The sequence below is a fragment of the Devosia sp. CN2-171 genome, assembly GCF_049354815.1.
In the GTDB taxonomy this organism is placed as follows: Bacteria; Pseudomonadota; Alphaproteobacteria; order Rhizobiales; family Devosiaceae; genus Devosia_A.
In genome coordinates, this window is the sequence record NZ_CP186479.1 from 1,103,598 (window position 1) to 1,117,618 (window position 14,021).

The following is a 14,021-nucleotide window of genomic DNA, read 5'->3' on the forward strand; positions in this document are numbered from 1 at the left end:
CCCGCGCCCGGCGTGCCATGAGAAGGTCGCGGGACGGTCAGCCAAACACCCGACGCTGATTGCGCGCACCGCTCCTCCCGTCCCCCAAACCAAAAACGGCGCCCCTCGGCGCCGCTCAACCTCTCCCCTGCCCGCTTCAGTGCGAGCTTGGCGCGTCGCCCCAGCCGTCGGGGCGGATTTCGGCGACCATCAGGCCCTTGGGGCCGTTGCCGTAGCGCACGAGGACGTGCTGGCCGGGGCGCAGTTCGGTGATGCCGAAGCGGCGCAGCGTTTCCATGTGGACAAAGATGTCGGGCGCGCCGTCGCCGGCGGAGAGGAAGCCGAAGCCACGGATACGGTTGAACCACTTCACCTCGAGCCGCTCGAGCTTGCTGGTAGGCTCGACACTGACATGGGTGCGCGGCGCCGGCATCTGCGCCGGGTGCTTGGCGGTGGTGTCGTCCATCGAGAGGATGCGGAAGGCCTGCAGCCCACCCGGACGCGCCAGTGCCTCTACAACCACGCGCGAGCCCTCGTAGGCCGTCTGGTAACCGTCACGCCGCAGGCAGGTCACATGCAATAGCACGTCGGCACGCCCGTCATCGGGCACGATGAAACCGAAACCCTTGGCGACGTCGAACCACTTGATGGTGCCCACGACCTCGATCACGTCGAGCGAAGCATCATTTGTCTGGTCAACTGCCGGACCTCGACCCAAGTCGCTCGCCTCGAAAGAACGAACGCCCGGTTCTTCACCGTCGGGTGTTGATTTGACCCCCATGCCCTCAAGCCTTTTCGTACTCGCCCCGCCGCAAAACGGGGTACGCCACAAGACTTGGTCACTGTGTCCGATTCACTGAAGGAAGTTAAGAAGCGTTTACCATTTTGCCCCGTCCTTTTTCGTAGGCGACCGGTCAGTGTGGCCGGGTTGCTGCATCGGATACGCAACAATACAGTGCCGCCCCGGCGGCGCCCGTCTGCGTCGCCCGACGATCCCGGAGGAACCGAGTTGAAATATCTCCACACCATGGTGCGCGTCACCGATATCGACGCCAGCCTGCGATTTTACCGCGATGGCCTCGGGCTCGAGGAAGTGCGCCGCAGCGAGAACGAGAAGGGGCGCTATACGCTGATCTTCCTTGCGCCCAAGGGGCAGCCCGAGGCGCAGGTGGAGCTCACCTATAACTGGGACCCCGAGGTCTACACCGGCGGGCGCAATTTCGGCCACCTCGCCTACGAGGTCGATGACATCTACGCTTATTGCGCGCACCTGCAGAGCCTCGGCATCACCATCAACCGGCCGCCGCGCGACGGCCGTATGGCGTTCGTGCGCTCGCCCGACAACATCTCGATCGAGATCCTGCAGGCCGGCCCTGCCCTCGCGCCGGCCGAGCCGTGGCTGTCGATGGCCAACACCGGCAGCTGGTAACCGGGCGCTAACCAAGCGGATTAGCAGCGGGTTAGCCAAACCCACGTAGTTTCCCGACAGGAGGCCGGCCGGGCAAGGCCGGCCTCACGCCACACCATCCGGCGAGCCGGGGAAGACTATATGATACGCCTCATCCCGGCGCTCTTCTGCGCCTCGCTCCTCAGCGGCTGCTTCTTCATGGGCGGGACGGGCCCCGCCTCCTATGGTGGGTACGTTCAGCGGGCCGGCATGTTCCTCGCCTCCGAGGACGTCGACAATTCCTGCGTCTCGCCCAAGCTCAGGAGCGTCATCGCCTCGTTTGAGCGCAAGTTTGGCCGCAAGATCGTGGTCAACTCGCAGTATCGCGACCCGATCCGCAACATCATCGGCGGCGGTGTCGACAGCAGCTACCACATGAACTGTCAGGCGGTAGATTTCTTCATCCCCGGCGTCAACAAGTCGAACCTTATCGCCTTCGCCAAGCGCAACCCGGAAGTGGGCGGCCTCGGGTGCTATCCGGGCCGCCAGTTCATCCATGTCGACGTGCGCGACCGGCCGCGCGGCTGGAAAAAGCCCATCACCTTCTCGGGTTGCTGAAAGCGCGAAAAGGCCGGAATTAGCTCTTGCCAGCTTGGGGGAACGCCCCTATACGGTCGCCACCGCGGCGCCCTTCGTCTATCGGTTAGGACGGCACCCTTTCACGGTGCAGAGAGGGGTTCGACTCCCCTAGGGCGCGCCACTTTCCCCACATGGGTGGTGGTTGACGCGGTTGGCGTAGATCGCCATAAGAGTTCCGCCGCGCCCATCGTCTAGCGGTCAGGACACCGCCCTCTCACGGCGGGAACAGGGGTTCGATTCCCCTTGGGCGCGCCAATTCTTCAAGTCTTTTCAGTAAGTTAGCTTTTCTCCGTTGAGACGTGTCCAACACGTGTCCGATATGCCGCAACCGATGAACGGTCGCCTCCGCCCCAGCCTGCAGGCCGTGAACTTTGGGCATGGAGAAGACGTGGCGCCAAGGCGCGTTTGGGCCACTCGAAATTCGGCCTCCGAACGGGAACCAGGTGTTCTGCTGACGATCTCGCTGAGGATCGGTCACCACAGTGAACTTGTCGATTCAATCGAGCGGTCCATGGAACGTCGATCGAACGTCGGAAACTCATACGACTTGTCGCGCCGTTACGAGTAAAGTAAACATCAAGACTTCCAGCTCGGGGGACGGAATGAAACGGTTCTGGCGATACTTAACCAAAGCGCTGTCGGCCAGTGTTGCGCTTGGCTTGTTGGTGGTTTCACCTGCCTATGCGGTAGACCTTACGGGCAACACAGTCGTGGCCGAAGGTCATCAGGTTGTTGTCAAGCGAAACATGTCTCGTGAGTCCGTAACTTGGCGAATTGAGGTATACTTTGGAAAAGCTGGTAATAGATTCATATATGTTCATAAAGAGAACGCAGTTGGAACGACTAACTTCATAGATTCGTACGACAGAATTCTTATTCCAGTCGGGAAGAACAAAGCAATAAAGTGGCGGAAGGACGGAAAATTCGCCGCCGACATCCGTCTAGAGCAGTCTGATGACGCGCTTAAGGTGTCACTTTTGAGTCGAGGCAAAGATACGCGGCACGCAAACGAGACTTTTATTTGGTTGATTGGAATCAATTCAACCGGTTGCAAGCTTCAGGACTACAAGTACGTGCCCGATCCTGGACTTAGTTATTTCAGCGTAAAGGCCACTGAGGGGATATGTACGCTTACGCGTGGAGTTCCAGACGGCCTTGCCGACCAGTGACGATGTCTCCTTCCCCCCAGGCACGCTCCACCTGATGGTGCTTCCGTCCATCATCAGGTGACTCTGGTGGCTGCTATATACACGCAGGCGCCAATGGCAAACCCAAAGGTGGCCAGCACAGACCTCCATCTGAGTTATCGATAGTGACCGATGCTGATCGTGGAGTTGACAGGTGCATTTTGGAAAATTACCTCCAACCTGGAGCCTATTCACTATGCAGTTTTGCTGCAGACGTCACGGTCCTTAGTGGCGCGAGGTGAAGGTGCGGCCGACATGTTGGATCGAGCTGCCCACCGTTAGCCTGGCGTCCCGTCCGTTGAATCGCATTGGGTGCCGTTCACCTAAGTGTTGAAGGAAGACAGCACCGCCCGCCGTTCAGCAGGGTGGAAAGAAGCCGCCAACCTCTTGCATCCTCGACATTGATGAAATCGCTGACCTGTGCCAGCCTGTTGTTGAGACGCGGGGGTGATGCGATGGATACTGCCAAGTTAGTTGCAAAGCTGCTGGGAGCCGGCATTGTGCTGTTTGCCTCGGTGGGAGTGGCGGCCGAGACCGGCCTGCAATTCGATATCAAGGTTTCGGGTCATGTCGACTGCCAGAGCCCGGAGGAATACGAGGACCTGCCACTGGCGTTCAAGGGGCAGTTGACGATGCTGCCATCAGGCGACGCAACGGCCAAGCTGACCATGACGGCTGCCTATTTTGTTTCGTTCAAGAGCCAGGTCAGTGCTCGGCTAGGTGCGCCACCGGTGAAGCACAGCGACGGGACGACGACGTCCTTCAGGGTGCTGAACAACAATGGCCTATCGATGAAGCTGAGCTACCCGACCAACGACTACACTGTGAACGTCGCGGTGGACGGCAAGCGCTGCGGTGCCAAGCTGATAGCGAAGCTCCGGCCGGGCGAGAAGTATTATTCGATTGGGGCGGGCGGAACCGTGTATTTCTGTGATCGCTTCGAGATGACGAAGTCGTTCTGCACGGTCAAGCAGATCAAAGCAAAGTAGCTGCTGGGCTACCCGTCGGCAGTGTGCGGGCAGGCCAGTTGCCGGGGTGATGTGACTGACATGGGCGTAGGGTCTGAATGCTGAGAATGGCGCGATCGTGGTGGAGAGTTGCGCTGGTCGGCTGCATGATGAGCCTCGCCATGTTGTCGCCGGCCTTTGCTCAGTCCAACGCCGACATGGCGTGGGACTTGGTCAAGGAATCGGTGGACGCCCGCGTCATCGAGCGGTTCATTGAGCAGTTTCCGGACAGTCCGCATGTCGACGATGCACGGGTGCGGCTCGATATGCTCGAGGATCGCGGTGGCATGATCGTGCCGCAGGGTGATGAGCGCGCCACGACGCCGCCACCCGACGAGACGCCGCTACCGGCGGCCCCAGACACAGAGCGCGAGCTGTTCGCGGCTGCGGTGGAGATCAACACCGAGGCGGGGTGGCGGGCGTTTCTCCAGACGTATCCGAACGGGCCCTATTCGACACTCGCCAATGCGGCGCTGCAGGGACTGCTGAGTGGCGCACCGGCGGCCCCTGCCGCGCCGGTCGTTCCTCAGCCAGATCCGGTTCAACTGGCGCTGCAGGTGCAGACTGAGCTCAACCGCCTGGGTTGCTCGGTGGGACGGCCGGACGGGGTGTGGGGTAGCCAGAGCCGGCGGGCGTTGGCGTCGTTTGCGCGGTACGCAGGGGTGTCACTCGGGACGACCGAACCAACGGCGGACTTGGTAACACTGCTGAACGACAAGACCGGCCGGGTCTGCCCGGCAACCTGCACTGTGAAGCAGGTGCTGCGAAACGGGGTATGCGTGGCCAAAACCTGCCCAGCGGGGCAGCGGCTGTCTTCGAAGGGCCAATGCTATAAGCCCAGTAGCGGTGGTGGGGGCGGAACCGCCGGAGGCGGAGGTGGCGGAGGCGGAAACGCTGGGGGCGGTGGTGGCGCCACCCGTTGTTTCGTGTTCAACGGAGACAGCTTCTGCGAGTAGAATCCCATCGCTTGAGACCATCAGGTGTAGCGGACACGGGCGAGGACGACCGTGGCGTTATCCTGATGGGGTTTGTGCTCGTCGGTGATCGCGGCGAGGATGGCGGCGCCAATGTCAGCCAGCGGGGACGCGAATAGGCGGGCGACGACGGCAGCGAGCTTCGAAAAGTCCAGCGTGAGCAAGCCGTCAGAGGCAGCGACCACCAAGTCGCCAGGCAGAAACTGAACAGCATTGGCGGCGATTTCGACGAGCTCGATCTCGTCGCCCGCAACTGCGGACATGAGCTGACTGCGCTCGGCGCTGGTCGGTGCCTCCATGGGCGACACGTGGCCGAGTCGGATCTGCTCGTCCATATGGGCGCCGTAGGAGTGGTCGGCATTGAGGCGCGACACAACACCTTGGCGCACCAGCAGCAGGGCGGAGTCGCCAACGCTGGTCCAGCTCATGCCCTCGGGGGTCAGCACCACGCCGACCAGCGTCGTGCCCATACCGTCAAGCTTGGCATCAACCTCGATGGCGTTGGCGAGTGCCTGGTTGGCCTGCGTAATGGCGGTGAGGAAAGTATCGGCGAGAGTAGTCTGACCGGGACGCGCAATCGCAGCCGCGAATGCCTCGCCGGCGAGGCGGCTAGCGGTCTCGCCCGCGACGTGTCCGCCCATGCCGTCGGCCACTACGATGACGACGCGCGCATCGCCATCGAGCGGGAGGACAGTGTGCCAATCCTCCTGATTTTCCCTCGAACCCGAGATCGCACCTCCCCAGGTCTCGATATGGCTCAAGACGTGCTCGCCCAGTCAAAACTGTCGTCGCAAAAGGCGGTGAAACGTAGCTCGGTGCCACCGACTCGCACCATGTCACCGTTGCCGAGCGGCATCGGCGCCATCACGGGCACGCCGTTGAGCCGCACGAGGTTGCTTTTGCCCCCGTGCTGAATCCAGAACTTCCGCTGTTCGTCGTCGAAGACAAGGAAGGCATGGTCGGCGCGTGAGATCGCTTCGTCGCCAAAGTTGACGGGCAGGCGGTTTGCGACGTCTCGGCCCAGCGAATTCATGCCGGCAAACACCGGCAGATAGTTCCCCCGCCCGGGGCCCGAGATCACGGTGATCCAGCCGACCGGCAGGTTGGCCTCCGCCACTGCCCCAGCCGGCCCGGCGGGGGCCGGATGGGCCGGCGACTGAGTCGCCCCGGTGACGGGATCTGCTGCAGGTGCAGCCGCGCCCGGCCGATTCGGCCGCGAGATGCGGCGCGTCACAACTTGCTCGGGATTGGGAACGACCACCTTGGCAGTCATCGGCGTGTCGTCCGTGCGATGCTGGTCCGGCGTTGGTCGTGGCCGCGAGGCGAAAGGCCGCTTGAATATCTGCGTGGGAACGTCATCGGAGTTCTTGGGCATTACCTTATCCAGCTCGAGAGAGTGTCGTCGGCGCAATCGCTGTTCAGATAGTCGAAGGCCTGCCGGAAGCCGCTCGTGTTGTAGCGGATATCGAGCGGTCCGCCATATTTGGATGTGCCGTGCAGCTCGACCCAGTCGCTTGTGAGCAGCACCTTGTGCAGCTCGTCCGATGTATGCGCGCCGTCAGCGGCTAGCGGAGGAACGAGGCTGTTGCCCGACCAAAGGGTGTTGAGCGGGGTGCTGCTGCTGTTGGTCGACATCGTGACAGCCAGCCGCTGGTCAAATTCGATCGAGCCGCCGAAGTTTACGCTCATCTGCCAGGGCCCGGCTGCGTCGCGATAGACGCCGATCCACAGGGCCGGACGATCCGCACGCGAGGTGTTGCGGGTATACTGGTAAAATGCGCCGGTTATGCGGGTGGGCAGGACATAGATGACGCAACTATTGTCGTCGCGCGTCAGTCGCCAGTCGCTGAAGTTGCGCTCGCCTTCGGGGAGCGGGCCAACGGTGAGCGGCATGGGATCGGTGAAAATGGCGCGCGCCTCGGCTGGGCTCGTCACGAAGCCGACGCTCTCGGACACGCCGACGCTCTGTTGGTACTTCGAGATGGCCTCGCGACCGGTGTCGGCGTCAAAACCTTGCTGGGACGCCCAGAGACGCAGCCGGTTTTCGATGAGCTCGGCATTCATGGCGACCACCGGCGGCACCACGTCGTGGAGCGCGTCCTGCTCGAGCTCGCTGGGCATCTTGCTTTGCCCCAGCGGCAGCAGATAGTCGACATCGTTGCGGCTGAGACCGTCATCGGCCTCGCCCTGCGCCGTGCGGAAAGCGACAAAGGCCGCGGCGATCTGCGGGTTCTCAATTTCGCCGGAGGTGACGAAGCCCGTCGGCATGTCGCCCAGCTTGTAGTGGCCCATAGCGTAAAGCGCCCGAATGACGAAGCGCCGCTCGACCTGCGTCAGTTCCGCAATTTCAACAGGCTCGTTGCGCGGATCGTAGGCGGCGACCTTGATCTCAATATCGTCGCAACCGCGGGTAACGGAAAGCACGCCACCCTGGCGGAGGAAGCGGCCCTCGGCGGTTGTGGTGAGCCCGGAGAGCGCCGCGCCTCGCGTGCGGCCCATGGCCGTAATGATGTCGCCCCGTGCAAGGCCGGCGGCGCCCGCCCGCGACCCGGGCGTGAGGCCATCCACCAGGATGCCGCGGCCATCGCCGAGGGCGTAGCCGCCGATGCCGAGTTGCGCCAGCTCCAACTCCGGGCCGTCGCCGCGGTCGGGCGTGGTGTCTATCGTGGCGGTGCTCTTGGCGTTGCCACGTGTATAGGCGACATCGACCGGACCGCAGAGGGTCAACGTGTCGAGCGCGCCGCGCGCAGCGGTGAAAGATACGAAATCCAGTGTCTCGCCATGGACTGAGAGAGAATCGAGGTGGTCACCGGGCAGCAGGCCTGCCTGGCTGAAGATGCTCGTAGGATCGACCGAAGCCACCCGGGCCGGGCTCGCGTCAGTGCCCTCGAGGGTGAGGCCCGCATAGTCGAAGCTCTGGACCTCGGCACCGAAATCCAGCGTCACATCAATCCGCTCGCAATCGCGCTCGACGGAAGCGGAGCGCTTACCTCCACCGCGGGCTGCCGCCGCGATGGCATCGCTGAACGCCTCCGCCGTAGTGACCGGCTGGCCATCGAAACCGACCAAGATGTCGCCGCGACGGAGTGCCGGGGCAAGCGAGCCACCATCGACCTCGGCGACCAACAGCTCGCCGTCGGCTCCGGCCGGCGCCAGCGACAGGCCGACGCCGGCGAACCTTGTCGCGCCGGAAATCGCTAGGCCAGCGCCCTGAGGCACGGTGACGCTGATGTCGCTTTCGGCACCTGCCACACGGGCGACCAGCACGTCGCAGGCGGCCAGCGTCGCTGACGATTCCGCTAAGTCCACGGGCACTCCGTTGAGGCTCATAGTCTCGATGAAGGTGCCCGCCTGGATGGCACCGTTCAACGGACTTTCCGGATCGACACCTCGCACAAAAAAGCCGCCCCGCTCTAGCGCGGAGGCCAGTTCCACACCGGCGAAATCGATGCCGGGCTGCATGGCGATGCCCATCAACACCTGGCTTTCCGCGACCAGCGACTGGCGGGCCAGTTCCTGGTTCTGCAGCGTGTCCTGCAGTTCGGCGAGCTTGATGTCATATTCGTTGCGCGTAGCCTCGAGCTGGACACGCAGGTCCTCGGCCGCCCCCTGCTGCGCAGTGGCCATCTGCGCGCTCAGCTCGGCTATTTTGGCATCGGCGCTGGCCTGAGCGGCCTTCAGCGCCTCGGCCGCGGCGGTCTCGCGACCGCGGCCCAAATCGATCTCCGTGGCGAGCTCGGCAATGCGGGCCTCGGACTTTTTCTGCAGGCCGTCATATTCCAGCTTCGCGGCGGCGACGGCAGTTTCCAAGCCCTCCTTGGCGGCGGCTTCGGCGGCGAGATTGTCGTTGAGCTCAGCAATCTGGGTCTGCAGCTGCGCTTGCTTGCTGGCCAGCTCAGTCTCGAACCTCTTTGCCGTGGCCGCGGCGCTGGCGACAGCGGATTCAAGCTCGGCAACGCGGGCTGCAGCGGCTTCTTTGAGTGCGGTCGCAGCGCGGCGCTCCTCAGCGAGTTCGGCCTGCGCGACGGCTGCGCTGGAGGCAGCATCGGCCGCTGCCGTGGTGATCGCGACTTCGCCAGAGGCCAGCTGTGTTTCAAGCTCCGCGATGCGGCCCGCGGCCACGCCCTCGGCAGCTTTTGCGGCCTCACGCGCCTTGGCGAGTTCGGTGTCGGCCTGCTGCTTTGCCTCGCCGGCTGCAGCCACCTGCGCCTGCGCGGCGGTGACGTCCTCTCTCGCCGTTGCGAGCGCGGTCTGGATCTCGGCGGTGGCATCGTTCGACGCGCTGAGCTCGGCTTCGAGTTCGGCGACGCGCTTGCCGGCGGCCGCCTCTGCAGCTGAATGTTCGTCGACTAGCCTCTGCTTGGCGACCTGCTCGGTGACAAGCTGCTGGCGCAGCAGCGCGACCTCGCCCTCGTTGCGGGCGCGAATTTCTTCTAGCTTGGCACTGAGATCGGTGGCGCGCGTCTGCTCATCGGTCAGTTGCTTGCGCAGCACGGCGATGCGGGCGTCGGACTGCGCGCGCTCGCCCTCGAGCGTCTGCGCGGCGGCGTCGCGTTCGGCCGAAAGTGTGGACTCGAGCGCCGAGATACGTGCCTTTGACGAGGCAATCTGCGTTGTGAGTTGCTTGAGCTGATCGCCGCCGCCTTCGCGGGCGGCTGTCAGCGAGGCGATAGCCGACTGTTCGCCCTCACGGGCGGTGGCGAGATCGGTTTCGAGTTGGGCGATGCGCCGCGCGTCTTGCTCCCTCAGACGGACGAGGTCGGCGCGAGAGGTGGTTGCCTCTTCCTCGGCGGCAGCGCGACCTGCAGTTTCCACCTCGACCCTAGCGGTCAGATCACGAATCTTCTCTTCAAGGCCGGCCATGGCGACACGGCCAGAAGCGATCAACTGCTCCTCGCGCGCCTTGGCGGCGGCGAGGCTCTCTTCCATCACTGCGACGCGTTTTTCGGCCTCCGCTCTATCATCGGCGCTGGCGGTTGCAGCAGACTTGCGTTCGGCTTCGAGCTGCTTGGTGAGTGCGGCGGCCTCGTCACGCGTCGAGGCAATGAGGTCGGCGGATTTTTCGGCCGCCGTCGCGGCAGCGGCACGGACTTCGGCGAGTGCGGCCTCGGCCCTCTCTGTCGCCTGCCGGGCGAGAACGGCCGCCTGCTCGCTCGTGGCGACCTTGTCCTCGAGCTGGGCGCGGATGGCGGCGCTCTCAGTGCGAAGCGCCTCCTTGGCGCGACGCTCGGTGGCCAACTGCTGCTGAAGCGCTGTGATCTCGTTCTCGAGGTCACCGCGGTCGACCTGGAGGCGGGCCTCAAGATCGGCGGCATGGGCGTTCACATCGTCGAGCTGGGTCTGCAGCACGGCGACCTGCGCTGTAGCGTTGGCCTCGCCATTGGCGGCCGCCGCCTGGGCCACAGCAAGTTGGTCTTGCAGTCGGGCGGCCGATGTGCGCGCGGTCTCGGCCTGACTGGTGAGGGCCGCCACCTGTGACTGCATGTCGGCCTTGGCGGCGGCGAGCGCGATGGAGGTCTGGCTTTCCTGCCGGCGTGCAGCGGCGAGCTGGGATTCGAGGCCAGCGACCTGCTGCGCCATGGTGGCCTGGGCCGCTGCAACGGCGGAACCGATTTCGCCGCGGCTGTACGACCAGGTGGCGAACCCTGCAACCAGCGCCAGTGCGACGGCAATGGCGGCGGTCACCGACCAGGCTCGTAGGCCACTTTTGGGCGGGGGGTCGCCGCGTGCTGTCTCGGCACGATGGGCGCGCGGCGGTACGGCGGTGTTCTTGAGCAGGGGACCGCGCCACTGCTCGACAACCTGCGGCCGGTCGTCAGGACGGACTTCGAGCGCCCAGTCAATCGCGGCGAGGAAATTGCTGCGGTATCCACTGGGCAGTCGCTTGCTGACGCGGCGGTATTCGTCGTCGACGACGCGCTCGGTTGCGTCGGGCGGAGCTTCGCCGGTGACAGCTTTGTAAAGGGTGGCTCCAAGCGAATAGATGTCGGTCCATGGGCCCTGGTTCTGGGCGCGGCTTGAATACTGTTCCTGGGGCGAGTAGCCGGCCTTCACGATCGCGCTGACGCTGTGCGATCGCGCAGTGCCGGGGCGAGCAGACCCGAAGTCTAATAGTACCGGCGTGCCGTTGCGGCGGACATAGATGTTGTCCGGTGCGACGTCGCGGTGGAGAATGTTGTCGGCATGGATCAGCTCGAGCGCATCAAGCAGCGGGCCGATGATGGCGTCGAGCTCCGCTTGGTTCGGCTTTGTCTGCCGGTCGAGGAGCCATTCCTTGAGGCTCTGGCCCTCCTCGAATTCCAGCACCATGTAGGCCGTGTTGTTCGCCTCGATGATGCGCGCCACCTTGACGATGTTGGGGTGGGAGAAGCGTGCGAGGGTGCGAGCTTCATGAAGGAAATCGGCGAGGCCCTGGTGGTATTGCTCCTCGCTGTCCTCATAGGGATAGATGGTTGCCCCTTCGCGCATGTAGAGATCGGACGGGGAGTACTCCTTGACGGCGAAGAAGTTGCCCAGCTTGTAGCGCGCACGATAAGTAGTGCCGAAGCCGCCCGCGCCGAGCACGGACAGAATCTCGTAATCCCCCTCGAGGAGGTAGCCTGCGGGCAGTGTTGATCGCGCAGTGGACAATTGTCCCTGTCCAATCCTTTGTGTCGAGGCATTGGAAGCCCCGGTCTATCCTAGCGGTCAGAATCAAGATTGTTCAATATGCTGGCGATCATATTGGGGTAGAGAGCATGACGTGGCAGGCGAGCATGGCTCAGTCCCTGGGTGGAAGGTCGGTGCAGGAGGATTGCGCCGGTTTCGCCTTCGATCCGGGCGGCCAGTATGGGTACGCGATCGTAGCGGACGGGCTGGGGGGCCACGAGGCAGGGGACCTGGCCAGCGCTGCCGCAGTGGCGGCGGCAGCGGCGCTGTGGGACGAGGACAAGGCGCATCCGATGGTTATCGATCCGCGCCGGTTTGTCGAGGAAGCTGTAGCTGAAGGTCAGCGGCGTGTGTTGGCGCTCAATGCCGAGCGTGGGATCGACGCGAAAACCACGGTCTGCTGTGTCTTCGTATCGCGTGAGCAGGTGGTTGTGGCCAATGTGGGGGACAGCCGGGTCTACCGGGTAGTGGGGCGCAACCTTGAGCGCCTGAGCCGGGATCACTCGGTGGTTGAGATGCTGGTGGTACAAGGTGAGATCAGCGCCGACGCAGCCCGCGGGCATCCCGATTCCAGTCTACTGACACAGTCATTGGGTGGGCCGGAAGTGCCGCGGCCGCACATAGCCGAGATCGACGCGCGGCCAGGCGAGCGCATCATCCTGTGCAGCGACGGCCTTTGGCAGGCTCTGCCGGCGTCTCGCATCGCACGCCTGTCACGGAGCAGCCCCGACCCAGCAGCGCAGCTTGCGCAGGCGGGCGCGTTCGCGGCGGGAACCAGTGGCGACAACATTACGGCGATTGTGGTCGCGGCGGCGGGAGCCGGTCTGGTGGGGTGGCTGCGCCAGATCGGCATCGGTAAGTAGCGGTGCGGGCGCCGCTTGACGATAGGGCAGCAGAAACTTAACGATATGAAGTCGCTGATCGGACAGGCAAGTCGGCGACTCGCTTCGGGGGAAGCATGACAATCTTGACTGTCGGCCGGCATTCAGATTGCGAGATTATCCTTGACCATCCCACAATCTCTCGGCGCCACGCCGAGGTCCAGGCGGTAGCGGGCGGTAAGTTCACCATTCAGGATACTGACAGCGCGGGCGGAACGTTTGTGCGCGACGGCGACATCTGGCGGCGGGTGCGCAAGCAGACAGTGTCGTTGCGCGATGTACTTCGGTTCGGCGAATACGAGATCGGCGTCGCCGAGCTGCTCGAAAAGATCGACCCGTCGGTGACGTTGCAGTTCGGCGCAAGCGAAGCGGCGCCCGTACGGCGAGCGGCAGGTGCGAACAGTGAGCCGAAAAAGCCCGAAGTCGGCGGACGCTTCGAGCGCGATCCCGCCACCGGCTTGATTATGAAGAAACACTGATGGCCAAGCGTCACGCTAACGCGGCAAGGCCGCTCGACCGGTTCCGTCCGATCGCCGCGGTCATCGGCGCGCTAGCGGGCCTTGGAATAATCCTTCTACTCAACGTGACGCTCGACGACTACTGGGCCACGATTTTCATCGGTCGCCATTCGCCGACCGATCCCTGGTCGGTCCAGAATGCCATGTGGGTGGCGTTCGGTGTCGCCATCGCCGAGCTCGTTGTCCGATACTTTAACGCGCGCATGGAGGAGCGGCAGATGGGACTCGGGCTGCTGCCGGAGGACGAGCGCGCCGTCATCGTGGCTGCGGACCTAGGAACGATATACGCCGAAGTGCGGGCGACGCCCGATGCAGGACGCGCCTTCTTGCCGCGGTTGATCCAACGCATCGCTCTGCAGTTCCAGGCGGGCAATTCGGTGGAGCAGTCGGCGACGCTGCTTAACACCAGCATGGAGATGTTCCTCCACGAGGTGGACCTCCGCTACAACATGATCCGCTACCTCAGCTGGTTCATCCCCTCGCTAGGCTTTATCGGCACGGTTATCGGCATCGGTGCGGCGCTCGAAGAAGCGGCGCGCGCAGAGCCCAACGATCCCATGCTCCTGGTGCACGTGACGGAAAAGCTGGCGGTGTCGTTCAACGGCACGCTACTGGCGCTGCTGCTCGCCAGCATCATCGTGTTCGCACAATCGGTCATCCAGTCGCGCGAGGAGCACGCTCTCAATACGGCCGGACAGTACTGCCTCGACAACCTGATCAACCGGCTCTACGCGGCGCCCGGCAGTGCGGCACTGAAGTGACGGCAGACGCGGTCCAAGGAGCCTCCGGATGAGAAGGCCG

General features: G+C 63.8%; 12 protein-coding genes and 2 tRNA genes. 10 read left to right on the forward strand and 4 right to left on the reverse strand.

Annotated elements, in window-relative coordinates; all coding sequences use genetic code 11:
* Window positions 1–136: 136 nt before the first annotated feature.
* Window positions 137–760: a cold-shock protein gene (locus ACOYW5_RS05605; protein ID WP_423068267.1), complete on the reverse strand. Its 624-nt coding sequence runs from the start codon at window positions 758–760 to the stop codon at window positions 137–139.
* Window positions 761–988: 228 nt separating this feature from the next.
* Between ACOYW5_RS05605 and ACOYW5_RS05610 the strand changes: the two genes are divergently transcribed.
* The 7 genes from ACOYW5_RS05610 to ACOYW5_RS05640 all read left to right on the forward strand — a co-directional run bounded on the left by ACOYW5_RS05610 (window position 989) and on the right by ACOYW5_RS05640 (window position 5,155).
* Window positions 989–1,408, forward strand: a complete 420-nt coding sequence (locus ACOYW5_RS05610; protein ID WP_423068268.1) for a VOC family protein — start codon at window positions 989–991, stop codon at window positions 1,406–1,408.
* Between the two features lie 120 nt (window positions 1,409–1,528).
* On the forward strand, window positions 1,529–1,984 hold the full coding sequence (locus ACOYW5_RS05615) for a YcbK family protein (RefSeq protein WP_423068269.1): 456 nt from the start codon (window positions 1,529–1,531) through the stop codon (window positions 1,982–1,984).
* 67 nt (window positions 1,985–2,051) lie between these two features.
* Window positions 2,052–2,126: transfer RNA gene (locus ACOYW5_RS05620), tRNA-Glu, on the forward strand.
* Between the two features lie 59 nt (window positions 2,127–2,185).
* Window positions 2,186–2,260 (forward strand) — tRNA-Glu (locus ACOYW5_RS05625).
* 347 nt (window positions 2,261–2,607) lie between these two features.
* Complete coding sequence (locus ACOYW5_RS05630; RefSeq protein ID WP_423068270.1) at window positions 2,608–3,174, forward strand: hypothetical protein; 567 nt, start codon at window positions 2,608–2,610, stop codon at window positions 3,172–3,174.
* Between the two features lie 422 nt (window positions 3,175–3,596).
* Window positions 3,597–4,181 (forward strand): hypothetical protein, encoded by a 585-nt coding sequence (locus tag ACOYW5_RS05635; RefSeq protein ID WP_423068271.1) that lies wholly within the window; start codon window positions 3,597–3,599, stop codon window positions 4,179–4,181.
* An 86-nt stretch (window positions 4,182–4,267) separates the two neighbouring features.
* Window positions 4,268–5,155, forward strand: a complete 888-nt coding sequence (locus ACOYW5_RS05640) for a hypothetical protein (protein WP_423068272.1) — start codon at window positions 4,268–4,270, stop codon at window positions 5,153–5,155.
* Between the two features lie 20 nt (window positions 5,156–5,175).
* On the opposite strand, the gene ACOYW5_RS05645 is transcribed toward ACOYW5_RS05640, so the two are convergent.
* Genes ACOYW5_RS05645 through ACOYW5_RS05655 form a run of 3 tightly spaced genes read right to left on the reverse strand, consistent with a single transcriptional unit; the run spans window position 5,176 to window position 11,803 of the window.
* Entirely contained in the window at window positions 5,176–5,934 is a 759-nt protein-coding gene (locus tag ACOYW5_RS05645) for a PP2C family protein-serine/threonine phosphatase (RefSeq protein WP_423068273.1), read from the reverse strand.
* On the reverse strand, window positions 5,931–6,548 hold the full coding sequence (locus ACOYW5_RS05650; protein WP_423068274.1) for an FHA domain-containing protein: 618 nt from the start codon (window positions 6,546–6,548) through the stop codon (window positions 5,931–5,933). The genes ACOYW5_RS05645 and ACOYW5_RS05650 overlap by 4 nt, the downstream gene beginning before the upstream one ends.
* Window positions 6,548–11,803: a protein kinase domain-containing protein gene (locus tag ACOYW5_RS05655; protein ID WP_423068275.1), complete on the reverse strand. Its 5,256-nt coding sequence runs from the start codon at window positions 11,801–11,803 to the stop codon at window positions 6,548–6,550. The genes ACOYW5_RS05650 and ACOYW5_RS05655 overlap by 1 nt, the downstream gene beginning before the upstream one ends.
* 125 nt (window positions 11,804–11,928) lie before the next feature.
* On the opposite strand from ACOYW5_RS05655, the gene ACOYW5_RS05660 reads away from it, so the two are divergent.
* The 3 genes from ACOYW5_RS05660 to ACOYW5_RS05670 all read left to right on the forward strand — a co-directional run bounded on the left by ACOYW5_RS05660 (window position 11,929) and on the right by ACOYW5_RS05670 (window position 13,981).
* Window positions 11,929–12,684 (forward strand): PP2C family protein-serine/threonine phosphatase, encoded by a 756-nt coding sequence (locus tag ACOYW5_RS05660; RefSeq protein ID WP_423068276.1) that lies wholly within the window; start codon window positions 11,929–11,931, stop codon window positions 12,682–12,684.
* Window positions 12,685–12,779: 95 nt separating this feature from the next.
* Window positions 12,780–13,181, forward strand: a complete 402-nt coding sequence (locus ACOYW5_RS05665) for an FHA domain-containing protein (protein ID WP_423068277.1) — start codon at window positions 12,780–12,782, stop codon at window positions 13,179–13,181.
* Window positions 13,181–13,981, forward strand: a complete 801-nt coding sequence (locus ACOYW5_RS05670; protein WP_423068278.1) for a MotA/TolQ/ExbB proton channel family protein — start codon at window positions 13,181–13,183, stop codon at window positions 13,979–13,981. The genes ACOYW5_RS05665 and ACOYW5_RS05670 overlap by 1 nt, the downstream gene beginning before the upstream one ends.
* Window positions 13,982–14,021 lie beyond the last annotated feature (40 nt).